The sequence below is a fragment of the Streptomyces sp. NPDC048192 genome, assembly GCF_043202415.1.
Lineage (GTDB): Bacteria > Actinomycetota > Actinomycetes > Streptomycetales > Streptomycetaceae > Streptomyces.
Genome location: NZ_JBIDAL010000009.1, coordinates 379,048 through 403,457, shown reverse-complemented (window position 1 = coordinate 403,457; position 24,410 = coordinate 379,048). Strand labels below are relative to the sequence as shown.

Genomic DNA, 24,410 nt, shown 5'->3' with positions numbered 1-24,410 from the left:
GCACAGCGGCCGGCACCACGGGAGCGGTTCGCTCGTCCGGCTCCAGACCGCGCAATCCCTGCCGGAGGCCACGCCTCCGCCGTTACTGTGTCCCTGATGGGACGTCATGGGTGGGATTCTGATACTCGGCGGTGGCGGCTCACCGCCCTGCTCGGTGTGGGCGCCGCCGTACTGGCGCTGGCGGTGACCCTGTTCGGCACGCTGTCCGGCGGACCCAGCACGGCCGGGACCACCCGCGACGGCGACAAGGTGCACGGCACCCCCGCGAGCTCCGGCGCGAGACCGGAGCCGTACGTCGGCTGGGGCTTCACGCACACCCAGTACAGCGCCGACGAAGGCGCCGGCGCGGCCACGGAGCGCGTGCGCTGGCTGCTGGGGCAGAACGGCGGGCTGGCGCAGAACCAGGCCATCATGGGCTGGGGCGCCGACAATCCCGAACCGGTCCAGGGGCACTACGACTTCGGCGCGCTGGACCGCCGTGTCGACTTCATCCGCGCCTCCGGCGGCACCCCGGTCATCACGCTGTGCTGCTCACCGGACTGGATGAAGGGCGGCAAGCCCGGCGCCGGCAACACGAACTGGAGCCAGGCGGCGCTGGAGACGGCGCCCACCCCCGGCCACTACCAGGACTTCGCCGACCTCGCCGCGACCGTCGCCCGGCGCTATCCGGACGTGAAGCACTTCATCGTCTGGAACGAGTTCAAGGGCTTCTGGAACGACGCAAAGTCGCGCTGGGACTACGAGGGCTACACCACAATGTACAACCTCGTGTACCGAGCGCTGAAGAAGGTCGGCAAGGACATCATGGTCGGCGGGCCGTACCTGGTGATGGACAGCCTCGACCCGCGCGACCCGCACGCCTCCGGCGCGCTGAAGGGCCCCTGGGGCGCCATGGACCAGCGGGTCCTCGACGCCTTCTCCTACTGGAACGCGCACAAGGCGGGCGCCGACTTCACCGTGGTCGACGGCTCCAGCTACACCAACGACGACGAACTGCTGCCCGACGAGTTCGCCGCCACCGGCAAACTGACGGCCGTCAGCGCGTGGGTACGGCGGCAGACGCACGACCTGCCGCTGTGGTGGGCCGAGTACTACGTGGAGCCCGCCGACGGCAAGGACGACCGCAAGGGCTGGACCGAGCCGCACCGGGTGGCCGTGCAGGCCGCGGGCATGATCGCCCTGGTCGAGGGCGGCGCCGACTCCGGCTTCTACTGGAACCCGGAGGAGAAGACCGGCTCCGGCTGCGCCGGCTGCCTGTGGACGCCCACCGACAGCGCGGGCGGCGGCACGGCCCTGCCCATGTTCGGCCTGGTGTCCCGGTTCGCCAGGGCGTTCCCGCCCGGCACCCGGTACGAGACGGTGCGTATCGCGCCGGACGACGTGCCCAACGTGCGCGTCCTGGCCACCGCCAGGACGGTGCTGGTGGTCAACACCCTGAACCGGACGATCAGCGCCCAGGTCGACGGCCGACGGTTCGACATGGGGCCGTACGAGGTGAAGTGGCTCGACCGCTGAGCGGCCGGGCCACCCGCCTCACTTCAGGGTCAGGAACCGCTGCACCAGCGAGGCCAGCACCACCGCCAGCAGCGGCAGCGCGAACCAGAAGGTGCCCTGCAGCAGCCGCAGTTGCCGCACGCCGGGCCGGACCGCGACCCGTACGACCTCCCGCGCGGCCAGCAGCAGGATCAGCACGACGGCGGCCAGCGCGCCGACCACCGACCACGGGGTCCAGGTGATCCGCGGCCCGATCGGGCCCGGGTGCGGCCGCGGTACGGCGCCGGCCGGCCGCTTGCGCAGCGCGTACACGGTGACGTCGTCGTTGACCAGGACTTTGGTCAGCTCCTGGCGGTCGTCCAGGTTCTCGACCAGCCGGGGCTCCCAGGTGGCCGGATAGCCGGCGTCGAGCCGCAGATAGGTCACCTGGCTGCGGTTGACCATCAGGTACGAGTTCGGGCCGGCGTCCTTGAGCGCCTTGACCAGGCCCGACACCAGCACCGGGTCGACGGGGGCGAGGGTGGGGACGTAGTCCACCCGCTCCATGTCCTTCGCGCCCCACGGCATCGCCGGAGTCACGTCGTTGACCGTGTCCTGGGTCAGCCACAGCAGCCGTACGGTCGGCCTGTCGTGCGCGTACACCCAGTTCATGGCCGCGACCTCGCCGGGCCGGGTCCGCTCGAACGACTCGTTGCCCCAGCGGGCCACAAGGAACCCGCCGACGAGCAGCAGCCCGGCGAGCAGCGCGGCCAGTGGGGCGAGGCTCATCCGGTCCTTCGCGCGCTCCTCGGCCGTGGCCCCGGTGCGCGGGAACAGGGCGAGGGCGCCGAGCAGGGCCGCGCCCGGCACGGCGAACATGAAGACGCGCAGCGCCATCTCGCCGCCGTACGACTGCATGCCGAAGCCCAGGAACGGCACGAAGGTCAGCACCAGCAGCGAGCGTTCGCGGTAGCGGTGCGAGCGCCGGCGCCACCAGCCCCAGCAGGCGAACGCCATGACCGAGCCGGCCAGCAGCACCCGGGTGTAGAGCACCAGTTTGTGGGTGGAGTCGCCGCCCTGGATCCGGCCGGAGACGGAGGTGGAGACATTGCTGCCGACGCCGCCGACCCCGCCGAACAGGTCGTCGAAGTGCCCGGACCAGTACGGCTCGGCCATGAAGCCCACCCAGACCGCGACCAGCACCGCGAACAGCAGGGGCAGGCCGCGCAGTTCGGATCGGCCGAGCAGGACGAGCGCGGCGAGCACGCCGAGCATGACGAACGGGGTGAGCTGGTGCGCGGGCACGCTCGCCGCGTACAGGCCGATCAGCAGGAGCAGCAGCACGGCCCGCTGCCGCCGGCCGGCCGGTTCCACCTCGGCCTCGCCCGGCCGGAACCTCGTCCAGATCACGCGGGGCGGGCGGAACCAGACCAGCAGGACCGCCACGAACACCAGGTACAGCAGATAGGTGAAGCCCTGCGGGGAGAAGTAGTCCTGGCCGACCCAGCCGCACAGCACGAACAGCCAGACGCCGGTCCACTTCGCCCGCCAGCCCGCCCTCAGCGACCGGGTGAGCAGGAACATCGGGGCCAGGTAGGCGAGCTGGATCGCCGTCGGCCACCAGCGGATGACCTCGGTGAAGTCGGTGACCCCGCAGGCCCGGCCGACGAACGCGGCCACCGCGAAGAATCCCGGCCAGCTCCAGCGGGCGTCCAGGTCGGGTACGGCGGACCCGGTGCGGTCGATGTAGTCGAGGAACCCCAGGTGCTGCCAGGCCGTCGGGAACCGCGGCGCGGTCTCGATCACGGCGGGCAGCGCGTGCAGCGACACGACCGTCGCGAGCAGCGTGAGCAGCAGCAGCGCCCGGTGCTCCCGGCGCAGCCAGAGCAGCGCGGCGAACACGGTGACCAGCAGGGCCGCTCCGACGAGGGTCGGCAGCGGCAGCACCGACACCAGCCCGAGGCCGCCCATCCGGTCCAGGTCGGCCTCGCCGAGCCGCAGCGCGGGCACCCAGTACAGCAGCAGCGCGGCGATCAGCAGACAGCCGAGGACGACACCGCTGCGGGTGGGCAGCAGCCGCCCCCGCACGGAGACCGGTGCCGGCGGCTCCTCGGGCGCGGCTTCGAGCGGTACGGCCGCCGGCGCGGGCTCCGGCACGGGCGGATCGGTCGTCCCCATGGGGTCGATCCTGCCCACCGACGCTTCCAGTTCCTCCTCGGTGAACGGCGCGTCCACCTCCACCGCCTCCCGGCCGGGAGAGGCCTCGCCGCGCGGTTCCCTCTCCTCCACCGGCAGTCCCAGCCGGGGCGCCGGCGTGCCGGCGGGCGGGGTGCCGGGGCCCGGGCGGACGTCCGGGCGGCGTTCCACATGGTCGAAGTCGACCTGGACGCCCAGGGCGAGGGTGTCGGAGTCCAGCGCCCAGGCCGGGCTGTGCCGGCGCGCGGGGGAGCCGGCCGGTACCTCGGGCGCCCCCAGGTCGGCGAGGTCGCCGTCGGGCGGCGCCGTGTCCGGCACGGCGTCCGCCCCGGCGCGGACCGTCTTCCACAGCCTCGGCGCGGAGATCGCCGCGACCACGGCGAGGCTGCCGGCCTCGGCGACGCCCGCGCCGGTCAGCCCCATCCGGGGCAGGAGCAGCAGCGTCAGGCCCAGCACCAGCACGCACAGCAGGCCCTGCAGCCAGGCCAGTCCGGCGGTGCGGCTGCGCGCCCGCAGCACCGCGAAGTACGTCTCGATCACCACGCGCAGCACCGAGCCGACCGCGAGCCAGCGCAGCAGCGGGGTCGCCGCGTGCGCGTAGCCCGAGCCGAACACGCCGAGAATCCAGGGCGCGCCGATGATCCACAGGGCGGCGATCGGCAGCATGATCCGGGCCATCCGCTTCAGCGCGGCGCGGGTGAAGGCGGCCAGCCGGGCCGGGTCGTGCGAGCCCTCGACCGTCAGGGACGCGCCCATGTTGATGGCGAGGAGGTCGGTGGTGCCGCCGATGGTGGTGGCGATGTAGAAGTAGGCGTTCTCCGCCGAGCTGACCTGCGCGGCGACGATCACCGGGACGAGGTAGATCACGGCGAGCGAGAACAGCGAACCGGTGTAGTCACCGGCCAGGAACCGGCCGACCTGGCGCAGCGTCGGCGGCTGGACGCGGCCCTCGGTGGCCTTGGTGTGCCGGGGCACGAGCCGCCGGAACACCAGCCAGCCCAGCGGCACCACCGAGGTGGCGATCGCGGCCACCCAGGAGACGAAGACGCCGCTGGTCGGGATGGCGACGGCGAACGCGACCAGCAGGGCCAGCTTGACGGCCGAGAACACGGTGTTGCCGACCGGCACCCAGGTCGCGCTGCGCAGCCCGGTCAGCACCCCGTCCTGCAGGGTGAGCACGTTCCAGGCGACGACGGCCGCCACGAAGCCGAGCCCGTTGACCGTCCCGTGCAGGAACCGGTACGACGGCCCCCAGGTGTCCAGGGTCAGCAGGAAGACCCCCGCCGCCACCGCCACCAGCAGCGAACTGCCCGCGTAGGTACGGAAGACGAGCGTGCCGGTGCGTGCTCCGGCGATGGGGATGAAGCGGGCGAGGGCGCCGGTGAGGGTCACCGCCGTCAGCCCGGCGAGGAACTTCATCGCGGCGATGGCGGCCGACCCCTGGCCGACCGCCGACTCGGAGTACCAGCGTGCCGCGGCCAGCCAGAAGCCGAGCCCGAGGACGGCGGAGATGCCGGTGTTCAGCATCAGCGCGTAGGCGTTGCGGAACAGCGGGCTGCCGCCGGGGGACCGGCCGGTGCCGGGCAGCCGCAGGCGGCGCCCCGGCTTCTCGGGCGCCTCGGCACCGGTCGTGGCGGACTCGGTCGTGGTGGTCGTGTCAGACACGGGAACGGATGGCCTTCCGGCGGACCTGGCGGGCTCTGCGGACGAGGGCGTACCCCTTGGTGAGGGCACGGTCCCTGGCGAAGGTGCGGGCGATGGACCGGCCGTGGAGCAGCCGCTCGAACTCCTCCACGCCGGTGGAGCGCCGGACCGTGACCCGCCGCAGCGCGTACGGCCCCTGGCGGCGGCGGGCGAGGCCGTTGCCGACGGCGAGCGCCTGGGCGTACCCGCCGGCGCGCACCGCCTCGCGGACCCGGCGGTCGGAGTAGCCGTACGGGTAGGCGAACGAGGCGGGGCGGGCGCCGAGTTCGCCGGCCACGATGTCGGTGCAGCGGGTCAGCTCGGTGCGCAGCGCGGCGTCGTCGAGCTGGTCGAGCTGCGGGTGGGTGTGGCTGTGCCCGCCGATCTCGACGCCGGCGGCGGCGAGGTCCCGCACCTGCGGCCAGTCCAGCATGGTGTCCAGGCCGCCCCCGGTGTCGTGGGCGCCCCTGATCCAGCCGGTGGAGACGAACAGGGTGGCCGGAAAGCCGTGCTTGGCGAGGACGGGCAGCGCGTGCCGGTGCACGCCCTCGTAGCCGTCGTCGAAGGTGATCAGCACCGGCCGGGCGGGCAGCGGCCGGCCGGAGCGCCAGCGGGCCGCGAGGCCGGCGGTGGTGACCGGGGTCAGGCCCAGGTCGCCGATGAGCGCCATCTGCTCCGCGAACGCCTCCGGCGCGACCGACAGGGCGCGGGTGGCGTCGTTGGGCGCGGACGCCACGGAGTGGTACATGAGGATGGGTACGGGGGTGTCAGCCATGAGCGCCCTCCTCGATCGGCGCCACCGAGAACGCCGTACCGCCCCGCCGTGCCCGCAGGCTGCCGATCGCGTAGCCGCCGGCGGCGCTCAGCACCCCGGCGACGATCGCCCCCGCGCGGCCCGCGCCGCCCGGCCGGGCCAGCAGGGCGTCCCGCAGGCCGCGAGCGATCCCCGCGGGCAGGACCCGGGTGGTGTACCGGCGTTCGGACTCCAGGCCCTTGTCCGCGCCGACGCTCCTCGCGACCAGCGCCTTGGACAGGCCCTCGGCGTAGGTGCGGGTGCGGAAGTAGGCGAAGTGCTCGCGCGGTTCGGGGACCCGGTGGTGGATGACCGCGCGGTCGTCGATGAGCAGGACGGCGTCGGGGCGGGCGCGGGTGAGGCGGATGCACAGCTCCGTCTCCTCGCAGCCGAGCGGGCGGCGGTCGCCGTCGCGCCCGATGCCGGTGGCGAAGCCGCCCGCCGCCTCGAACGCCGTACGCCGGAAGGAGGCGTTGCCGCCGAGCACGTTGCGCACCCGGACGCGGCCCGGCGGCAGCCCCCGGTAGGTGCAGCCGACGACCCAGTCGAACTCCTCCGGGAACCAGGCGGGGCGCCGGCCCGACGCCCAGACGGGCACCGTGCGGCCGCCGACCGCCATGACCCGCGGGTCGGCGTAGCCCTCGGCGAAGCGGCGCAGCCAGTCCCGTTCGGCCACGGCGTCGTCGTCGAGGAAGGCGATGACCTCGGCGCGGGAGGCGGCGATGCCGGTGTTGCGGCCGGCGGACAGGCCGCGCGGTCCGGCGTTGGCCAGCACCCGGACGCCCTGAGTCTCCTTGTACTCGCGCTCCAGCCGGTCCTTCAGCACCGGGTTGTGGTCCACGACCAGGAGCGTCTCCAGCGCCGGATACGACTGCGCGCGCACCGAGGAGACCGCCGCGAGGATGTCCTCCCAGCGGTCCTCGGTGTACACGCAGATCACGACACAGATGCCGGGATCTCTCAAGACACCTCTCCCCGCACCGTGTCGAGCATCGGCGAGTGGTGTTCCTGGCGGCGCAGTTCACGCCGGTTGGAGCGCTCCTTGAGGATGACCTTGAGCACCCGGAACCCGTCGCGCACGGCCCGCAGATTGCTGGTGCCGTGGATGCGCAGGTACTCGTGGCTCGGGATCTCCTGGACCTTCAGGCCGGCCTTGACCACTCTGATGTTCATCAGCGTCTCGACCTCGAAGCCGGTGCAGTCGAGGTCGATCTTGTCCAGGCAGTGCCGCCAGAACGCGTTGTAGCCGTAGCACAGGTCGGTGTAGCGCGCTCCGAACTTGCGGTTGACGACCGTGCACAGCGCCCAGTTGCCGAGCTTGCGGATGAAGGTCATGTCGTCGGTGCCGCCGCCGTTGGCGAAGCGCGAGCCCTTGGCGAAGTCGGCGCCGGAGACCAGCGCGGAGACGTAGCTGACGATCTCGCCGCCGTCGGCCGAGCCGTCCGCGTCGACCATCACGATGATGTCACCTGTGCACGCCTCGAACCCGGTGATCAGGGCATCCCCCTTGCCCCGGCCCTGCTGTCCGACGACCTTGACGTCCGGCCACAGCGAGCGGGCCACCTCCACCGTGTCGTCGGTGGAGTTGCCGTCCACCAGGACGACTTCGTGTATCCAGTCCGGGAGCGTCTTGAAGACGTAGGGCAGGTTCTCCGCCTCGTTCATGGCGGGGATCACCACGCTCACCGGCGGAGTGATCGCCAGATGGGAGGAGATCGGCCGGTAGTGAGCGGCGATTAAGGGATCTTGCCCGGCACTCGGCGGGCGCAGGACGGAACTCATGAGTCTTTTCCCTCTCGTCCGGTGGGCCGCCCACCCCCGGGCAGCCCGGATCTGTGTCCGGTTCGAAAGGGGGGTTCTCATCTTCGGCGCGGTGAACTGATCTCCGTGCACGCCGATGAGCTGGCAAAGCTGGCCGGTCCGCCGGAGAAAGACGGCAGCCGGTCGCGCGGCACGGCTCGGTCACAGTTGCGGTCACCGAGCACGGCACCCCCCCTACCGCGCCCCGCGCCGGTGGACGCCGCGGCCCCTGAGCCCTCCCCTGGTGCCGTGTGCCGACGTGCCGGTGCGGGTGAGATGTATGACGGTATTGACGATTGAACCGTATCGGCAACCCCTGGGGGCTGACTCACGGTTTTGTTGGTTTGGCCGTTACACAACTTTGGCCGCTGTTGCTCGGCTATGTGTGCGTTTTCCGGAAATTCGTTCCCGGAGCACGACCAGGAGCAGAAGCAGCACGCTCAGCACGGTCACCGCGACCAGCCCGCCGCGGACCGACCAGCGGTGGACCGCGAGCATGCCCTGGGCAACCAGCATGTCGACGACGACCGAGCCCGCAAGCGCGCACAGCGTCCGGGCGAAGGGATCCAGCCCGCGCAGTGCCGCGGCGAGTGCCACGGCCGGCGCCGCCAGCAGGAAGAACAGCGTGCACGGGCCGCGCAGCCAGGACGCGGAATCGGTGAGAGCGAGCAGCGCGCCACACCCCGCGACGGCGGTCGCGGCCCCCGTGAGCAGCGGCAATGAAGATGTCTTGATGCGGATGGTCTGCATTGGCGACTTTGCCCCCCGACGCGCCGGATGCCGGGCTTCAATGTGGCCCAGCGCCGGGGAGGGCGTCAAGACGGACGGTCCGTCTTTGAACATTCATGAGAACCCGCCGAACTCCGCCGGGTTGACGTGGTGTCAACAGATTTGGCATGCATACGCAATAGATGAGCGGTGAACGTCTCGCGTTGATCCTGTTGAGACCACAAAAGTTTTGGCATGGACACTTCCCGTCAACACGCGTAGTTGCTACCACAGTTCTGGCAGAGATCCTGCTAAAGGGAGGTTCCATGAGACGTTCCCGACTTACCGGATTCGTGACCTCGCTCCTCCTCGCCGCCGGCCTCGGTCTGGCCGGAGCCGGTCACGCGACGGCCGCGACCGGCGGCTATGTGGCCCTCGGCGACTCCTATTCCTCCGGAGTCGGCGCGGGCAGCTACATCAGCTCCAGCGGCTCCTGCGACCGCAGCACCAACGCGTACCCGTACCTGTGGAACGCCGCGCACAGCCCGTCCTCGTTCGCGTTCAACGCCTGCTCGGGCGCCACGACGGACGACGTCATGGCGAACCAGCTCGGCTCCCTGAACTCCTCCACCTCACTGGTGTCCATCAGCATCGGCGGCAACGACGCGGGCTTCTCCGACGTCATGACGACCTGTGTGCTCCAGTCGGACAGCGACTGCCTCGCCAGGATCGCCACCGCCGAGGCGTACGTCGACAACACGCTCCCCGGCAAGCTGGACACCGTCTACAACGCGATCAGCGCCAAGGCCCCCAACGCCCGGGTGGTCGTCCTCAGCTATCCCCGCTTCTACCTGCTCGGCCAGACCTGCCTCGGACTCTCCGACACCAAGCGGTCCGCGATCAACGGCGCGGCCGACTACATCGACGCCGCCATCCAGAAGCGCGTCCAGGCCCACGGCTTCGTCTTCGGCGACGTCCGCTCCGCCTTCTCCACCCACGAGATCTGCTCCGGCAGCTCGTGGCTGCACAGCGTGAACTGGCTCGACATCAGCGAGTCGTACCACCCCACCGCGGCCGGCCAGTCCGGCGGTTATCTGCCGGTGTTCACCAACAACGCCTGACCCGGACGGCCTCGCCCCTCAGGGTGAACTCTCCGGCGAGCCGGAGCCCGAGGGGGAGGCCGTGCCCGACGGGGTGTCCGTCGGCGACGCCGTCGTGCAGTCCACCGAGAACGGCACCTGGTTCGACGTGGTCTGCACGGGCGCGCGCACCTTCACACCGACCTGGTCCCCGCTCGAAGCGCCGCCCCGGTACACCGTCAGCGTCACCCGCACCTGCCGGGTCCTCCCGCCGCCCTCCGGGAACGACAGCGTCTGCCACCCCGGGTCGGACACCGATCCCCGTGTCGTCACCCACCGGTACTCCACCTGCGCCGGCAGCCTTCCCACCGTGAACGTCGCCGTGAACGAGGGCGTCTGCGCGGCCGGCGGCGGACAGCTCCCGGAGTACGCCGTGTGCGCGCCCGTCACCGTGACCCGCACGGACTGCTCCGGCTGCGTACTCGGCGACCCGCTGCTGCTCGCGGCCGAGGGCGTCGCCGCACCCGAGTCCGTCCCGCCGTGGGTGGCCGGCGTCCGCGCGCCGCCGCTCGCCCGGCCGGTGCCGCCCGCGTTCCCCTGGTCGCCGTCGCCGTGGTGGAGCAGCGCGTACGTGAGCCCGGCCAGCGCCAGGACCAGCACCAGGACGCCGGCCACCAGCACCGCGACCGTGCGCCGCCCGCGCTCCGGCGCGCCGGACGACGTGGCCGCCGTGGTGCCGGACAGGGGCAGCGGCGGGGTGGGGGAGGGCGGCCCGGACTCCTCGTACGGCTGCCCCGGCCACGCGGCGACGGTCGGCGCGGCGTACGGCGGCAGCGGCGTGGTGACCGCCTCCGGCGCTCCTCCGGCCGCGACGATCCGCAGGTCGTGCTCCGCCCGTTCGGCGTCGATGCGCTCCGCGGGGTCCTTGCGCAGCAGCCCCTCGATGACGCCGGCCAGCGGCCCGGCCCGGCGCGGCGGCGGCAGCTCCTCGTCCACCACGGCGCGCAGGGTGCTGAGCGGGGTGTCGTACCGGAACGGGGAGACGCCCTCCACCGCCGCGTACAGCAGCACCCCCAGCGACCACAGGTCCGACTCCGGGCCAGGAGTCCGCCCGAGCGCCCGCTCCGGAGCGAGGAACTCCGGGGAGCCGATCACCTCGCCGGTCATGGTCAGCGCGGAGCTGCCCTCGACCGTGGCGATCCCGAAGTCGGTCAGCACCACCCGGCCGTCGTTGGCCAGCAGCACGTTGGCCGGCTTCACGTCCCGGTGCAGCACCCCGGCGGCGTGCGCGGCGCGCAGCGCGGACAGCACCTCCGCGCCGACGTGCGCGGCCCGCTGCGGCGTCAGGGGACCCTCCGCCTCCAGCCGGTCGGCGAGCGACAGGCCGCGCACCAGCTCCATCACGACCCAGGGCCGGCCGCCCTCCACGGCCACGTCGTACACCGTGACCACGTTGCGGTTGGCGACCCGGGCCGCCGCCCAGGCCTCCCGCTCCAGGCGCGCGTACAACCGCTCCACGTCGGAGGCGGGCAGCCCGGCCGGGGCCCGCACCTCCTTGACGGCCACCTCGCGGTGCAGCACCTCGTCCCGGGCGCGCCACACCGTCCCCATGCCGCCCTCGCCGAGCGGGGACAGCAGACGGTAGCGGCCCGCGATCACCCGTTCGCGGCCGGGCTCTTCGGTCACGGTCTCCCCCCAGACACGTCGCGCGTATCCCTGTCGCCCGTTTTCTCAAAGTAGCTCAGCCGGGCACGGATGCGGCCCCCTCGCACACCAATCCGGCGCCCAGGACCCTCCCGGCCGCGCGCGGGCGTGCGCGGGCGGCCGGGAGCGTCTGTCGAGACGGGCGTGGGCTACACCGCTCGGCGGGACGCCATCGCGGCGAACCGCCGCAGCGCGGCGACACGCGGATCGGGGGCGTCCACCGCCGCACCGCTGCCCAACGGCCCGTCCGCTTCGAGGCGTTGCCCGGCAGCCGGTTCCGTGCCGCTCCGGTTGTCGCTGTCGGTGTGCCGGCTGTGCGCGTCCATGGCGTCTCCCGTGTGCGTCGGCCGTGTGCGAGGCGCGGCCCGCCGTGGGGGAGGGGGAAGTGCGGGCCGCGCCGGTCCGGGGTGGGCGGGGTCGTCCGCCCGGTGCCGCCCCGGCTTTCACGGACAGGTCTTCGGAGCCGGCCCGCCGTGCGGATTGGCCGGCCGGGAAAAACTTCCGGGCCGCCGCCGACCCGCGTTTTCGGCCCGCCGATCCGTATCACCCGCGGGAGGTGTGCGTTCGTGCGGATGCGTGGAGTGCGCGGAAGAGCCGGCTGCGGGCACGGGGAGGCGACCGGTGAGCGGGCGGACGAGCTGCTGGTGCTCGTCGCCGGCGGCGACCAGCGGGCGTTCGAGGACCTGTACGCGCTGGTGTCCGGGCCGGTGTACGGACTCGTACGGCGGGTGGTGCGCGACCCCGCCCAGGCCGAGGAGGTCGCCCAGGAGGTCCTGCTCGAGACCTGGCGGCAGGCCGCCCGGTACGACCCCGGCCGGGGCAGCGCGCTGTCCTGGATCCTCACCCTGGCCCACCGCCGTGCCGTCGACCGGGTGCGCAGCGCCCGCGCCGCCGGGATGCGCGAGCAGCGCGAGGCCCTGCGCGCCGGGGAGCCCGCCTTCGACCAGGTCGCGGAGGAGGTCGAGGCCGGCATGGAACGCGAGTGGGTGCGCCGCTGCCTGCGCCGCCTGACGGACCTGCAACGCCAGTCCGTGACCCTCGCCTACTACGACGGCTACACCTACCGCGAGGTCGCCGAGCGGCTCTCGCTGCCGCTCGGCACGGTCAAGACGCGCATGCGCGACGGACTCACCCGGCTCCGCGAGTGCCTGGGAGGAGCCGTATGAGCGTCCTCGGCCACCTGCTGCGCCGCGAGGGCCCGCACTCCCTGGCCGCGCCCTACGTCCTCGACGCCCTCGAACCGGCCGAGCGGCGCCGGTTCGTGAAACACCTGCGGGGCTGCGACCGCTGCACCTGCGAGGTGCGGGAACTGGCCGAGGACGCGGTGCGCCTGGCCTGGTCCACCGCGGCCCACGCGCCCCCCGCGCTGCGCGACCGGGTGCTGGCCGCCGTACGCACCACCCCGCAGGAGCGGGGCCGGACGCCCGCGCCGCAGCGCACGGCCCAGCTGCCGCCGCACGTCTGGGGCGCCCAGCCGCCGCCGGGACGCACCCGTACGCCCCGCACGCGCCCGCTGTTCGTGCCGCTGGCCACGGCCACCGCGGCGGCGGCCCTCGTCGTCGCCTCGCTCTTCGCCGTGCAGGCCCAGCGCACCCAGGGCCGGCTGGACGCGGAGCGGTCGCGGGCACGTGAGATCGCCCACGTTCTCGCCGCCCCCGACGCCCGCGCCGCCACCAGCGAGGACACCCGGGGCCGCGGAATCGGAGTGATCGCTTCCGCCGCGCAGGGGGAAGCCGTCGTCACCCTCAGCGGATACGGCGCCCCGCCCGCCGGGCGCGTCCACCAGCTCTGGCTCATGCGCCCGCGCGCGCAACCGCGCTCCCTCGGGCTCTTCGCGGGCGACACGCCCTTGGTCGCCCAAGGTCTCGGCGCCTCCGCCACGTCACTCGCCGTGACCGTCGAACCTGACGGCGGCTCAGCACAGCCCACCGGCCAGCCCATTGTCCAACTCACCCTGAAATCGGTCGGATTCGGAGAGTAGTCAACGACGGATGGTCAACCTCCTTGCGGGGAAGGTGAATCCTGTGGCCGAGATACACGCGTGCCCCACTGGGGCGATAGGGTTACTCTGCCCGGGCCGGGTGGACTCGTACGGGTGGGGAGTGACATGGAGCAGATAACAGTGCGCAGCAGGGCCAGGGTCCCTGCGATCACCTGCGGGAGCAGCGCGACCAGTTCGCGCCTCGACCGCCATCTGTCGGTGCTGGCGGGCCCCGCCATACCGCAGCGGGAGACGGTCGAGGCGACCTCGCTGATGCGTGAGCTGACGGCGCGTGACACCGCACACCAGAGCAGCGACCGGGGCAGGCGGGTCAGCCGTGTCTCCCTGTTCGCGCCGCTGCGCCGGCTGCGCCGCTCGCTGTTCGGCGGCCACTGACCGGTCGCCGCGCCGCCCCCTGGCCACCTCGAGCCGCCCTCGACCTGGCAGGCGGCCGACCCAGTCCTACCGCAAGGCCGGCGCTCAGGCCGCCACACCGTCCCGGCGCATCGCTGCGATCTCGTCGTCCGTCATCCCCACGGCACGCAGCAGCGGCCCGGTGTGCTGCCCGAGCGCCGGCACCTCACCCATCCGTGCCTCGTCCCCGCCCGGCAGCGTGATGGGAGGCAGCAGCGCCTTCAGCGGCCCGACCGGCGACTCCACCTCGCGCCACCGCTCCCGGGCCGCGAGCTGCGGGTGCGCGGCCAGGTCCCGCAGATCCCGCAGCCGGGCGCAGGCGATGCCCGCCTTCTCCAGCCGCGTCAGCGCCTCCTCGGTGTCCAGCGCGCCGAGCGCCCGTGCCACCAGCTCGTCCGTCGTCTCCCGGTTCGCCACTCGTGCCGCGTTCGTCGCGTACGCCGGGTCGCTCGCCAACTCCGGGCGCCCCATGACCTGTTCGGCCAGCCGCCGCCACTCCCGGTCGTTCTGCACCGACACCAGGACCCGCCCGCCGTCCGCCGTCGCGTAGGCGTCGTACGGCGCGATGACGGCGTGCGCCAGGCCGGTGCGCGCCGGCGGCTCACCCCCGTGCATCGTGTGGTGCAGCGGATGCCCCAGCCACTCGGCGAGGGACTCCAGCATCGACACCTCCACCGGCCCGCCGCGCCCGGTCGTCCCCCGCCGCACCAGGGCCGCGAGGACGCCCGAGAACGCGTACATGGCCGCCGCGATGTCCGCCGCCGGGATCCCGGCCTTCACCGGCTGCTCAGGCGTCCCGGTCACCGACACCAGCCCGGCCTCGCACTGCACGAGCATGTCGTAGGCCCGCTTGTCCGCGTACGGCCCCGAGGAGCCGTATCCGGAGATGTCCACCGCGATCAGCCGTGGATGGGCCGCGCACAGCGTGGCCGCGTCGAGGCCGAGCCGGGCCGCCGCACCGTGCGCGAGGTTCTGCACGAACACGTCCGCGCCCGCGATCAGCCGCCGCACGGCCTGAAGGCCCCGCGGGTCCTTCAGGTCCAGGGCGACGGACTCCTTGCCGCGGTTGCACCACACGAAGTGCGAGGCGAGGCCGCGGGCCGCCGTGTCGTACCCGCGCGCGAAGTCGCCGCCGTCGACCCGCTCGACCTTGATGACCCGGGCGCCCAGATCGGCGAGCTGCCGGGTCGCGAACGGCGCGGACACGGCCTGTTCGACGGCGACGACGGTGAGGCCCGCGAGGGGCAGGGGCTGGGTGTCCGTGCGCTGTTCCATGCCCGGATCATGGCCCCTGACCGGCGGGTCTGTCAGCAGGGCCGGAAACGGCCCCTGCTCGCCCCCGCGCCCCCGTAGGGTGCGGCCGTGGACCAACTGGACCTGATCGCCGAGACGTTGCGAGCCGCCGGCCGGCACGGCATCCCGCTGTGGCTGCGGGGCGGCTGGGCGATGGACTTCTTCCTCGGCGAGGTCACCCGGGAGCACGGGGACGTCGACTGGTTCGCCCGCGCCCAGGACGCCGCGCCGCTCGCCGGGATGCTGCTCGGGCTCGGTCACGCACCGGTCCCCGGGCCCCCGCCCGGCCTGCAGCTGGACTTCGTCAAGGACGGGCTGGACAGCAGTTTCACGCTCGTGGACCGCGACGCGGCCGGCCGCGTGGTCGTGGCGGGCGGACCCTGGGCCGGAACGCCCTGGCCGGACGGCCTGCTGGACGGCGCGACGGGCCGTATCGGGGACGTCGAGGCGCCGATCGTCAGCGCGGCCGCGCAGATCGAGATCAAGCGCATGATGCCGGTCTGGGACCCCTCCCGGCCCCGCCGGGCCAAGGACGCCGAGGACACAGCCCGGCTGGAGGCCGCCCTCGAGCGGCGCTAGATCAGCGCGAACTGGCCTTCCGGGCCCTCCTCGTGGTGGTCCAGGACCGAGGCCGGGCGGCGGGACGCCTCCGGCACCGGCAGGACGCCCGCCCGCCGCAGCTCGGCCGCGCCGATCGCCGACGTCACCTTCAACTCCGCGCGCAGCGGCCGCAGTTCCGCCAGCAAGGTGAGGACCGTGATCAGTTCCAGCAGCTCCGACGTCCAGGTCTGGGGCCAGCCGGCCGGCCGGATCGCGGCCAGGGTGCCCGGTTCCGGCGCCGTCGTGCGGGCCGCGAACCAGGACTCCAGCACCCGGGCGCCGGCCACCTCGTACTCCCAGGCCTGAGGCGGGACGGGCGAGATACGGCCCTCGTCGAGGTGGAGGGTCTCCTCGTCGGGGTCGTAGCGCAGGGTGAGGGGCCGGACCGGCAGGGGCGCGCGGACGTAGGGGCGGCGGCCGCCGGGCAGCTTGGGGCGTTCCCCGTCGCGGCGCATCAGCCACAGCATGCGGCGGCCGAGCTCGACGCCGGCCGTCCATACGGCGGGGTCGTCGGTGAGCGGGACGGTCAGGTCGGGGGCGGCGGCCGCCAGGATCCAGGCGAGGACGTCGGCCGGAGCGGCCGGCTCGCCCAGGCGGCCGGCGAGGTGGTCCGTGAGACCGGGTGCGAGGTTCGGCTCCGCGCCGCCGGGGCGGCGGTACAGGGGGCGGATGCGCCCGGTGCGGAGGGTGGGGAGCAGGGAGGTCGCCAGCAGGGGATCCTCGCCGCCCGTCTCCACCGTGAAGACCTGGCGGGCGTCCGCCACCCGCCACAGCTCCGGCCGTGCGACGTCGATCAGCCGGTGGTCCGGGATCAGCCACTGCTCGTCGAAGGGCGCCGCGAGGACGCGGACCGGCTCGGCGCAGGGGCCCTCGGCGCGGGCGAGCCGGCCGGTGCCGGTGGACTGGCCGGGGAGCTGGCCCACCGCCGAGTCGAGGGTGCGGGCGCGGGTCGGCTCGAACAGCGCCTCGCGGTCGGGGCCGCCGGCCTTCAGCAGGGCGTCCCAACGCGCCTTCAGGCAGGCGGGGTCGGGCGCCGTCGGCCAGGCGCGGCCCGGCCGCAGCGGTGCGACGGACCACGGCATGAGGTCCGCCAGCAGCGGAGCGTCGTCGTGCGTCACGCAGGGCATCGTACGGCCTGACCGGGAGCCCGTATCAGGTCGCGTCCAGGGTCACGGTGAACGAGAACCGGTCCCCGCGGTAGTGGATCACCGCCACGTCCAGCACCCGGCCGTCGCTGTCGTACGTCACGCCCGTGTAGTGCAGGATCGGGCTCAGCAGCGGCACCTTCAGGAGCCGGGCGGTCTCCGGGTCGGCGAGCCGCGCCTCCACCGTGTCCGTGATACGGCTGATGTCCGCCCCGACCACGTCCCGCAGCACCTTGGTCATCGGCCAGCGGATCAGGTCCTCCAGGTGGATCCGCTCGGCGAGTTCGGGGCGGACGTGGTTGACGGCGTGGTTGGTCGGCTCGCCGGTCTTCTCGTCGCTGCGCAGCCGGTGGTAGGCGGCCACCTCCGCGAGGTCCGGGAAGTACTCGGCGAGAGCGGCCGGCACGGGTACGTTTCCATGGTCCAGCAGCTCGGTCGTCATCCCCGACTGCTGGGCCACGATGGCGTCCACCGAGCCCAGCAGCCGCACCGGCGCGCCCCGCCGGACGTCCGGCTCGATGAACGTGCCGCGCCGCCGGTGCCGGCTGATCAGTCCCTCGTCCTCCAGCTCCTTCAGCGCCTGCCGCATCGTCAGCACGCTCACGCCGTAGTGTTCCGCCAGCCGCTCCTCCGTGGGCAGCCGCAGCGGGTCCTCGGGGGAGCGGCCGAGTATCGAGGCGCGCAGCGACTGCGACACCTGGTACCACAGCGGCAGCTTGCGGTTCAGGACGATGGAGTCCGGGGCGAAGGAGGTCACTCGGTTATCCGTACCGGTCGATGAACGGGAGACGCAACAGCGCTGTCAGGGCGCTGCCGGGGCGGCGCTGCCGGTCACTGCCAGGCGCTGCCAGGCGCTGTCAGCCGCGGAAATGGCTCTCGAGTCCCTTCCAGACGTCGTCGTAGCGCTGCTGGAGGTGGTCCGCGGACGCCGCGTGCGCGGTGAGGGTCACCGGCCAGCGGGTCTCGAACATGAAGGCCAGGCCGTCGTCCACCTTCTGCGGCCGCAGGTCCGCCGTGCTGGCCCGGTCGAAGGTCTCCCGGTCCGGGCCGTGCGCCGACATCATGTTGTGCAGGGAGCCGCCGCCCGGCACGAAGCCCTCCGCCTTGGCGTCGTACGCGCCCTCGATCAGGCCCATGTACTCGCTCATCACGTTCCGGTGGAAGTACGGCGGCCGGAAGGTGTCCTCGCCCACCAGCCAGCGCGGGGCGAAGACGACGAAGTCGACCCCGGCCAGGCCCGGGGTGTCCGAGGGGGAGGTCAGGACCGTGAAGATGGACGGGTCGGGGTGGTCGTAGGAGATGGTGCCGATCACATTGAAACGGCGCAGATCGTAGACGTACGGCACATGGTTGCCGTGCCAGGCGACCACGTCGAGCGGGGAGTGGTCGTAGGTCGCCGTCCACAGGTTGCCGCAGAACTTGCCGACCACCTCCACCGGGCCGGTCACGTCCTCGTACGCGGCGACCGGGGCCTGGAAGTCCCGCGCGTTGGCGAGGCCGTTGGCGCCGATCGGGCCGAGGTCGGGGAGCCGGAAGGGCGCGCCGTAGTTCTCGCACACATAGCCCCGGGCGGAGTCGTCCAGCAGTTCCGCACGGAAGCGCACCCCGCGGGGGATCAGCGCCACCTGGGCCGGGTCGACGGCCAGCCGGCCGAACTCGGTGTGCAGCAGCAGCCCGCCGCGCTCCGGCACGATGAGCAGTTCGCCGTCGGCGTCGGAGAAGACGCGCTCCATCGAGGCGTTGGCGTGGTACAGGTGCACGGCCATGCCGGTGCGCTGGGTGGCGTCGCCGTTGCCGCCGAGCGTCCACAGGCCGGCGAGGAAGTCGGTGCCGGCCGGCGGCTCGGGGAGCGGGTTCCAGCGCAGCCGGTTCGGGTCGGGCACGGTCTCGGTGAAGGGGGCCGTGCGGATCGCGCCGTTGCCGGTGCGGGTGAACGCCGGGTGCGCGGCCGAGGGGCGGATGCGGTAGAGCCAGGAGCGCCGGTTGTGCGCCCGCGGCTCGGTGAACGCGGTACCGCTCAGCTGCTCCGCGTAGAGCCCGAGCGGCGCCCGCTGCGGCGAGTTGCGGCCCTCGGGCAGCGCGCCGGGCACCGCCTCGGAGGCGTGCTCGTTGCCGAATCCGGTCAGGTACGACAGCCCCGCCGCGGTCTTCCGCGCTTCCCCGCTCATGATCGCTCCCTCGCGCTCCTGATTCCTATGCAATACCGTAGGAATAGGTGGGTGGCGGATGCAAGAGGGCGACGGGGGTCCACTGGGGAGGAGGACGCGCACGCCCCGCTCGAGGGGAGGCGCACCGCACCGCCGCACACGCCCGCACTGCGCTCCCCGGAACGCCGCGCCTACTCCGTCAGGCGGACGTCCAGGGCCTGCCGGAACCCGACTTCAGGCGGATTCGGCCGCCCGGCGCGTTGTCCTACTCTCCCGGCATGCCCAGGACGCCGTGGACCCGCAGGACGCTCGCCGCACTCGCGGCGGCCGTCCTGCTGCCGCTCGGCGCGGCGAGCTGCGCCTCCGGTCACCACGGCGGCGGCGGGATCTCGCCCTCCCCGGTCGGCAAGATCCTCGACGGCACCGACGACACCGGCCGCCATCTGCGCGAGGTCGGCACGAAGGACGCGCCCCAGGTCGCCGTCGAGGTGACCCCGGACCCGGCCGGCGGCTGGGACGTGCGGCTGACCTTCCGTCACTTCCGCTGCTCACCGCCGGGCTCCGGGACGACGGCGGTGAGCGGGCGCGGGCTCGTGCACCTCTTCCTCGACGGCCACCGGATCGCCCGGCTGCGCTCCCACGACCACCACCTGCCCGGCGGCCTCGTCCCGCACGGCACCCACCACGTCACCGCTCGCCTGTACGCCGACGACGGCACCGTCTGGGCCGTGCACGGCAAGCCGGTGCAGAGCACCGCCGACATCACGGTGTCGGACCCGGACCCGGCCGGAACCCCGGAGGGTACGGCGACCCCGGCCACCCGGACATGAGTGCACCGGCCACTGTTCTGCGTACAGGAGGGCGAGGTTCACCACACTCCGGCGGGGAGGCATCATGAGGTCCGTGCCCCACGCGACATCGCTCCGCCGCGCGCCCGTCCAGCGGCGCAGCGCCGAACGGCTCACCAGGATCCTGGACGCCTGCGCCGAACTCCTCGACGAGGTCGGCTACGACGACCTGAGCACCCGCGCCGTCGCCCAGCGCGCCGGTGTGCCCATCGGCTCGGTCTACCGGTTCTTCGGCAACAAGCGGCAGATGGCCGACGCCCTCGCCCAGCGCAACCTGGAGCGGTACAGCGAGCGGGTCACCGAGCGGCTGAAGAAGGCGGACAAGGGCGACTGGCGGGCCGCGATGGACGCGGTCCTGGACGAGTACCTGGCCATGAAGCGCACCGCCGCCGGCTTCTCCCTCGTCGACTTCGGCAACCAGATACCGGTCGGCGCCCGGCATGCCGAACCCAACACCCGCGTCGCCGACCGCCTCACCGACCTGCTCTCCGGCTACCTCGGCCGCACCCCCGACGACCATCTGCGCCGCGTCTTCCTGGTCGCCGTGGAGAGCGCGGACACCCTCGTCCACCTCGCCTTCCGCACCGACCCGCACGGCGACGAGGCGATCATCACCGAGACCCGCGAGCTGCTGCGGGCGTATCTGGCCCGCGTGCTCGACTGACGTTCCTCGACTGACATTCACCGAAGAGGCCTCCCCTCCATGCATACCGGTCGGTATGCTCGCCCCGTGGGCCCGAGCCCGTCCGTGCTCGCCCCGGCACCGCCGCCGACCCCCGGGAGGACCCGTGTCCCGCACCGCCCTGCGAATCTGCCCCCTGTGCGAGGCCACCTGCGGGCTGACCCTGACCATCGAGGGCACCCGGGTCACCGGCGCCCGCGGTGACCGCGAGGACGTCTTCAGCAAGGGGTTCATCTGCCCCAAGGGCGCCTCGTTCGGGGCCGTCGACTCCGATCCCGACCGGCTGCGCAGCCCGCTCGTGCGCAGGGACGGCGAACTGCGCGAGGCCACCTGGGAGGAGGCCTTCGACGCGGTCGCCGCAGGGCTGCGCCCGGTGGTGGAGGGGCACGGCCCAAACTCCGTCGGCGTGGTCCTCGGCAACCCCAACGTGCACACGGTCGCCGGCGCCCTCTACCCGCCGGTGCTCCTCGCCGGCCTGCGCACCCGCAGCCTGTTCACCGCCTCCACGGTCGACCAGATGCCCAAGCATGTCTCCAGCGGGCTGCTCTTCGGCGACGCGAACGCCATCCCGGTGCCCGACCTCGACCGCACCGACCACCTGCTGCTCATCGGCGCCAACCCGCTGGAGTCCAACGGCAGTCTGTGCACCGCACCCGACTTCCCCGGCAAGCTGAAGGCGCTCAAGGCCCGCGGCGGCCACCTCACCGTGGTGGACCCGCGCCGCACCCGCACCGCCCGGCTCGCCGACCGGCACCTGGCGATCCGCCCCGGCACCGACGCCCTGCTGCTCGCGGCGATGGCACACACCCTCTTCGAGGAGGACCTGGCCGGCCTCGCCCACCTCGCACCGCACGTCCAGGGCCTCGACGAACTCCGGGAGGCCATGAGGGACTTCACCCCCGAGGCCGTCGCCGAGGCGTGCGACATCGACGCGCCGGCCATCCGCACCCTCGCCCGCGAGCTGGCCGCCGCCTCCACCGCCGCCGTCTACGCCCGCATCGGCAGCTGCACCGTGCCGCACGGCACCCTGGCCAGCTGGCTGGTGGACGTCCTCAACATCCTCACCGGCAACCTGGACCGGCCCGGCGGCGCCCTCTTCCCGCAGGCCGCCACCGACAGGACACCCCGCCCGGCGGGACCCGGCCGGGGCTTCACGCTCGGCCGCTGGCACTCCCGGGTGCGCCGACTGCCCGAGGCCAAGGGAGAGTTGCCGCTCTCCGCGCTCGCCGAGGAGATCGACACCGCGACCGACGTGGGCGAGCCGGTCCGCGCGCTGATCGTCGTCGCCGCCAACCCGGTGCTGTCCGCGCCCGACGGCGACCGCCTCGACAAGGCGCTGGACTCGCTGGACTTCATGGTCAGCGTCGACCCGTACCTGAACGAGACGTCCCGCCACGCCGACGTCGTCCTGCCCCCGCCCCCGCCGTCCCAGAGCCCGCACCACGACTTCGCCTTCAACACCCTCGCCGTGCGCAACCAGGTCCGCTACAGCCGCCCCGCCGTCCCGCTGGAGCCGGGCCGGATGGCCGAGAGCGAGATCCTCGCCCGGCTGGTCCTCGCGGCCACCGGCATGCACGGCGCCGACCCGGCCGCCGTCGACGCCATGGTCGTCGAGCAGACCCTCGGCAAGGCCGTACAGCAGGAGCACTCACCCGTGTACGGCCGCGATCCGCGGGACCTCGCCGGGCAGCTGACCGGGGAGAACGGTCCCGAGCGGCGGCTGGACATGATGCTGCGCCTCGGCCCGTACGGCGACGGCTTCGGCGTACGGCCGGACGGTCTGAGCCTGGACAGGCTGCTCGCCCATCCGCACGGCATCGACCTCGGCCCGCTGCGCCCGCGCCTGCCGCAGCCGCTGAAGACCGCGAGCGGCAAGGTGGAGCTGCTGCCCGGGCCGATCGCCGCCGAGCTGCCCCGGCTCCACCGAGCCCTGCGCGAACGCCCCGAGGGCTTCGTGCTCGTCGGCCGCCGCCATCTGCGCTCCAACAACAGCTGGATGCACAACGTGCCGGCCCTCACCGGCGGATCCAACCGCTGCACCCTGCACATCCACCCCGAGGACGCGGCCCGGCTCGGCGTCCGCGACGGAGCGGACGTCCGCGTCAAGGGCGCCGGGGGAGAGGTGGTGGCGCCGGCCGAGGTCACCGACGCCGTCCGGCCCGGTGTGGTGAGCCTGCCGCACGGCTGGGGCCACGACCGCCCCGGAACCCGGACCAGGCACGCCGCGAAGGACCCCGGCGTCAACGTCAACCAGCTCCTCGACGGCAGCCTGCTCGACCCGCTCTCCGGCAACGCGGTGCTCAACGGCGTCCCCGTGCAGCTGGCCGCAAGCCTGTGACCTGGAATTTCGCGCTTATTGCTCACGCTTCAACATCTTGTTAACGCCGATCGACGGGACCTAACGTCAACGCACCGCCGACCCCCAGGTGGGATGTTCAAGGGCGAACGTTAGGTATCCACTCATGCTCACCATCCTCGGCTTCGCCATGATCGCGACCTTCCTGGTCCTGATCATGGTGAAGAAGATGTCGCCGATCGCGGCGCTCGTGCTCATACCCGCGCTGTTCTGCGTGTGCGTGGGCAAGGGCGGCAGACTCGGCGACTACGTCATCGACGGCGTCACCGGCCTCGCCCCCACCGCGGCGATGCTCATGTTCGCGATCGTCTACTTCGGCGTGATGATCGACGTCGGCCTCTTCGACCCGGTCGTGCGGGGCATCCTGAAGTTCTGCAAGGCCGACCCGCTGCGCATCGTCGTGGGTACGGCGGTCCTCGCCGCGATCGTCTCCCTGGACGGCGACGGCTCCACCACCTTCATGATCACCGTCTCGGCGATGTACCCGCTGTACAAGCGCCTGAAGATGTCCCTGGTCGTGATGACCGGTGTGGCCGCCATGGCCAACGGCGTGATGAACACGCTGCCCTGGGGCGGCCCGACCGCGCGTGCCGCCACCGCGCTGAAGGTGGACGCGAGCGACATCTTCGTGCCGATGATCCCGGCCCTCGCCGTGGGCCTGCTGTTCGTCCTCGTCCTCGCCTGGGTCCTCGGCCGCCGCGAGCGCAGGCGGCTCGGTGTGCTCACCCTGGACGAGGTGCTGGTGGAGGAGCCCGCCGAGGCCGTTCTGGTGGGCGCCGGCTCCGGTACGGCACCGGCCCGCAGCGGCGGCTCCGGCCCCGGCCTGCCCGAGGGCCCGGACGGCGACGACGGCTTCCAGGGCCTCGATCCGCACCGCCCGACCCTGCGTCCGAAGCTGTACTGGTTCAACGCGCTGCTCACCGTCGTGCTGCTCACCGCCATGATCATGGAGTGGCTGCCGATCCCGGTGCTGTTCCTGCTCGGCGCGGCCCTCGCCCTGACCGTCAACTTCCCGCACATGCCCGACCAGAAGGCCCGGATCGCCGCCCACGCCGAGAACGTGCTCAACGTCTCCGGCATGGTCTTCGCCGCCGCCGTCTTCACCGGCGTGCTCCAGGGCACCGGCATGGTCGACCACATGGCGACCTGGCTGGTGGACAACATCCCGGCCGGCATGGGCCCGCACATGGCCCTGGTCACCGGCGTGCTGAGCATCCCGCTGACGTACTTCATGTCCAACGACGGCTTCTACTTCGGCATCCTGCCCGTGCTCGCCGAGGCCGGCCACGCGCACGGCGTCTCCACCCTGGAGATCGCCCGCGCCTCGATCGTCGGCCAGCCCCTCCACATGTCCAGCCCGCTCGTCCCCGCCGTCTACGTCCTGGTCGGCATGGCCAGGGTCGAGTTCGGCGACCACACCCGGTTCGTGGTCAAGTGGGCCGCCCTGACATCCCTGGTGGTGCTCGGGGCAGGGATCCTGTTCGGCATCGTCTGACGCTCCGGGAAGG

Annotated in this window: 21 protein-coding genes; 9 read left to right on the top strand and 12 right to left on the bottom strand. The window is 73.0% G+C overall.

Annotated elements, in window-relative coordinates:
- Window positions 1-96: 96 nt before the first annotated feature.
- A complete protein-coding gene (locus ACGFZN_RS21955; protein WP_393860144.1) occupies window positions 97-1,515 on the top strand; it encodes a xylan 1,4-beta-xylosidase in 1,419 nt (472 codons plus the stop codon).
- 18 nt (window positions 1,516-1,533) lie between these two features.
- Here ACGFZN_RS21955 and ACGFZN_RS21950 read toward each other — a convergent pair whose 3' ends face one another.
- The 5 genes from ACGFZN_RS21950 to ACGFZN_RS21930 form a co-directional block, all read right to left on the bottom strand.
- Window positions 1,534-5,334 carry a lipopolysaccharide biosynthesis protein gene (locus tag ACGFZN_RS21950; protein ID WP_393860143.1) on the bottom strand — a complete coding sequence of 1,267 codons (3,801 nt, stop codon included), beginning with the start codon at window positions 5,332-5,334 and terminating at the stop codon, window positions 1,534-1,536.
- Window positions 5,327-6,127 carry a polysaccharide deacetylase family protein gene (locus ACGFZN_RS21945; protein WP_393860142.1) on the bottom strand — a complete coding sequence of 267 codons (801 nt, stop codon included), beginning with the start codon at window positions 6,125-6,127 and terminating at the stop codon, window positions 5,327-5,329. The genes ACGFZN_RS21950 and ACGFZN_RS21945 overlap by 8 nt, the downstream gene beginning before the upstream one ends.
- The gene (locus ACGFZN_RS21940; protein WP_393860141.1) at window positions 6,120-7,109 is read right to left on the bottom strand and encodes a glycosyltransferase; all 990 of its coding nucleotides are present in this window, start codon (window positions 7,107-7,109) and stop codon (window positions 6,120-6,122) included. Before ACGFZN_RS21940 ends, ACGFZN_RS21945 begins: the two co-directional genes overlap by 8 nt.
- Entirely contained in the window at window positions 7,106-7,927 is an 822-nt protein-coding gene (locus ACGFZN_RS21935) for a glycosyltransferase family 2 protein (RefSeq protein WP_393860140.1), read from the bottom strand. The genes ACGFZN_RS21940 and ACGFZN_RS21935 overlap by 4 nt, the downstream gene beginning before the upstream one ends.
- A 369-nt stretch (window positions 7,928-8,296) precedes the next feature.
- Window positions 8,297-8,695 (bottom strand): hypothetical protein, encoded by a 399-nt coding sequence (locus tag ACGFZN_RS21930; RefSeq protein ID WP_393860139.1) that lies wholly within the window; start codon window positions 8,693-8,695, stop codon window positions 8,297-8,299.
- A gap of 284 nt (window positions 8,696-8,979) precedes the next feature.
- On the opposite strand from ACGFZN_RS21930, the gene ACGFZN_RS21925 reads away from it, so the two are divergent.
- Entirely contained in the window at window positions 8,980-9,774 is a 795-nt protein-coding gene (locus ACGFZN_RS21925) for an SGNH/GDSL hydrolase family protein (protein ID WP_393860138.1), read from the top strand.
- An 18-nt stretch (window positions 9,775-9,792) separates the two neighbouring features.
- Here the strand turns inward: ACGFZN_RS21925 and ACGFZN_RS21920 are convergent, their stop codons facing one another.
- Both ACGFZN_RS21920 and ACGFZN_RS21915 read right to left on the bottom strand, forming a co-directional pair.
- On the bottom strand, window positions 9,793-11,418 hold the full coding sequence (locus ACGFZN_RS21920; protein ID WP_393860137.1) for a serine/threonine-protein kinase: 1,626 nt from the start codon (window positions 11,416-11,418) through the stop codon (window positions 9,793-9,795).
- A gap of 167 nt (window positions 11,419-11,585) precedes the next feature.
- A complete protein-coding gene (locus ACGFZN_RS21915; RefSeq protein ID WP_393860136.1) occupies window positions 11,586-11,762 on the bottom strand; it encodes a hypothetical protein in 177 nt (58 codons plus the stop codon).
- A 246-nt stretch (window positions 11,763-12,008) separates the two neighbouring features.
- Here ACGFZN_RS21915 and ACGFZN_RS21910 point away from each other — a divergent pair, with 246 nt between their 5' ends.
- A complete protein-coding gene (locus ACGFZN_RS21910; RefSeq protein ID WP_393860207.1) occupies window positions 12,009-12,602 on the top strand; it encodes a sigma-70 family RNA polymerase sigma factor in 594 nt (197 codons plus the stop codon).
- Complete coding sequence (locus tag ACGFZN_RS21905) at window positions 12,599-13,417, top strand: anti-sigma factor domain-containing protein (protein WP_393860135.1); 819 nt, start codon at window positions 12,599-12,601, stop codon at window positions 13,415-13,417. The genes ACGFZN_RS21910 and ACGFZN_RS21905 overlap by 4 nt, the downstream gene beginning before the upstream one ends.
- Window positions 13,418-13,586: 169 nt before the next feature.
- Here the strand turns inward: ACGFZN_RS21905 and ACGFZN_RS21900 are convergent, their stop codons facing one another.
- Both ACGFZN_RS21900 and ACGFZN_RS21895 read right to left on the bottom strand, forming a co-directional pair.
- Entirely contained in the window at window positions 13,587-13,721 is a 135-nt protein-coding gene (locus tag ACGFZN_RS21900) for a hypothetical protein (protein ID WP_393860134.1), read from the bottom strand.
- 176 nt (window positions 13,722-13,897) lie between these two features.
- Window positions 13,898-15,106, bottom strand: coding sequence for a CaiB/BaiF CoA transferase family protein (locus ACGFZN_RS21895; protein WP_393860133.1), 1,209 nt, complete (start codon window positions 15,104-15,106; stop codon window positions 13,898-13,900).
- Between the two features lie 87 nt (window positions 15,107-15,193).
- Between ACGFZN_RS21895 and ACGFZN_RS21890 the strand changes: the two genes are divergently transcribed.
- Window positions 15,194-15,703 (top strand): nucleotidyltransferase domain-containing protein, encoded by a 510-nt coding sequence (locus tag ACGFZN_RS21890; RefSeq protein ID WP_393860132.1) that lies wholly within the window; start codon window positions 15,194-15,196, stop codon window positions 15,701-15,703.
- Here the strand turns inward: ACGFZN_RS21890 and ACGFZN_RS21885 are convergent.
- The 3 genes from ACGFZN_RS21885 to hmgA all read right to left on the bottom strand — a co-directional run bounded on the left by ACGFZN_RS21885 (window position 15,700) and on the right by hmgA (window position 19,037).
- Window positions 15,700-16,851, bottom strand: a complete 1,152-nt coding sequence (locus tag ACGFZN_RS21885) for a type ISP restriction/modification enzyme (RefSeq protein WP_393860131.1) — start codon at window positions 16,849-16,851, stop codon at window positions 15,700-15,702. The genes ACGFZN_RS21890 and ACGFZN_RS21885 overlap by 4 nt on opposite strands.
- A gap of 25 nt (window positions 16,852-16,876) precedes the next feature.
- Window positions 16,877-17,626 carry a GntR family transcriptional regulator gene (locus tag ACGFZN_RS21880; RefSeq protein WP_393860130.1) on the bottom strand — a complete coding sequence of 250 codons (750 nt, stop codon included), beginning with the start codon at window positions 17,624-17,626 and terminating at the stop codon, window positions 16,877-16,879.
- A gap of 100 nt (window positions 17,627-17,726) precedes the next feature.
- Entirely contained in the window at window positions 17,727-19,037 is a 1,311-nt protein-coding gene (gene hmgA / locus ACGFZN_RS21875) for a homogentisate 1,2-dioxygenase (RefSeq protein ID WP_393860129.1), read from the bottom strand.
- Window positions 19,038-19,294: 257 nt separating this feature from the next.
- Here hmgA and ACGFZN_RS21870 point away from each other — a divergent pair, with 257 nt between their 5' ends.
- From ACGFZN_RS21870 to ACGFZN_RS21855, 4 genes are all read left to right on the top strand, one after another.
- Entirely contained in the window at window positions 19,295-19,846 is a 552-nt protein-coding gene (locus tag ACGFZN_RS21870) for a hypothetical protein (RefSeq protein WP_393860128.1), read from the top strand.
- A 64-nt stretch (window positions 19,847-19,910) separates the two neighbouring features.
- Window positions 19,911-20,528: a TetR family transcriptional regulator gene (locus ACGFZN_RS21865; RefSeq protein ID WP_393860127.1), complete on the top strand. Its 618-nt coding sequence runs from the start codon at window positions 19,911-19,913 to the stop codon at window positions 20,526-20,528.
- 124 nt (window positions 20,529-20,652) lie between these two features.
- Window positions 20,653-22,884: a molybdopterin oxidoreductase family protein gene (locus ACGFZN_RS21860; RefSeq protein ID WP_393860126.1), complete on the top strand. Its 2,232-nt coding sequence runs from the start codon at window positions 20,653-20,655 to the stop codon at window positions 22,882-22,884.
- Window positions 22,885-23,008: 124 nt separating this feature from the next.
- Window positions 23,009-24,397: a CitMHS family transporter gene (locus ACGFZN_RS21855; RefSeq protein ID WP_393860125.1), complete on the top strand. Its 1,389-nt coding sequence runs from the start codon at window positions 23,009-23,011 to the stop codon at window positions 24,395-24,397.
- Window positions 24,398-24,410: the final 13 nt, after the last annotated feature.

Excerpts from the sequence above, each read along its gene's own strand:
- ACGFZN_RS21915 (WP_393860136.1), bottom strand. The coding sequence starts at position 11,762 with ATGGACGCGCACAGCCGGCACACCGACAGCGACAACCGGAGCGGCACG.
- ACGFZN_RS21930 (WP_393860139.1), bottom strand. The coding sequence starts at position 8,695 with ATGCAGACCATCCGCATCAAGACATCTTCATTGCCGCTGCTCACGGGG.
- hmgA (WP_393860129.1), bottom strand. The coding sequence starts at position 19,037 with ATGAGCGGGGAAGCGCGGAAGACCGCGGCGGGGCTGTCGTACCTGACC.
- ACGFZN_RS21955 (WP_393860144.1), top strand. The coding sequence starts at position 97 with ATGGGACGTCATGGGTGGGATTCTGATACTCGGCGGTGGCGGCTCACC.
- ACGFZN_RS21885 (WP_393860131.1), bottom strand. The coding sequence starts at position 16,851 with ATGCCCTGCGTGACGCACGACGACGCTCCGCTGCTGGCGGACCTCATG.
- ACGFZN_RS21855 (WP_393860125.1), top strand. The coding sequence starts at position 23,009 with ATGCTCACCATCCTCGGCTTCGCCATGATCGCGACCTTCCTGGTCCTG.
- ACGFZN_RS21895 (WP_393860133.1), bottom strand. The coding sequence starts at position 15,106 with ATGGAACAGCGCACGGACACCCAGCCCCTGCCCCTCGCGGGCCTCACC.
- ACGFZN_RS21905 (WP_393860135.1), top strand. The coding sequence starts at position 12,599 with ATGAGCGTCCTCGGCCACCTGCTGCGCCGCGAGGGCCCGCACTCCCTG.
- ACGFZN_RS21865 (WP_393860127.1), top strand. The coding sequence starts at position 19,911 with ATGAGGTCCGTGCCCCACGCGACATCGCTCCGCCGCGCGCCCGTCCAG.
- ACGFZN_RS21910 (WP_393860207.1), top strand. The coding sequence starts at position 12,009 with ATGCGTGGAGTGCGCGGAAGAGCCGGCTGCGGGCACGGGGAGGCGACC.
- ACGFZN_RS21945 (WP_393860142.1), bottom strand. The coding sequence starts at position 6,127 with ATGGCTGACACCCCCGTACCCATCCTCATGTACCACTCCGTGGCGTCC.
- ACGFZN_RS21925 (WP_393860138.1), top strand. The coding sequence starts at position 8,980 with ATGAGACGTTCCCGACTTACCGGATTCGTGACCTCGCTCCTCCTCGCC.
- ACGFZN_RS21870 (WP_393860128.1), top strand. The coding sequence starts at position 19,295 with ATGCCCAGGACGCCGTGGACCCGCAGGACGCTCGCCGCACTCGCGGCG.
- ACGFZN_RS21935 (WP_393860140.1), bottom strand. The coding sequence starts at position 7,927 with ATGAGTTCCGTCCTGCGCCCGCCGAGTGCCGGGCAAGATCCCTTAATC.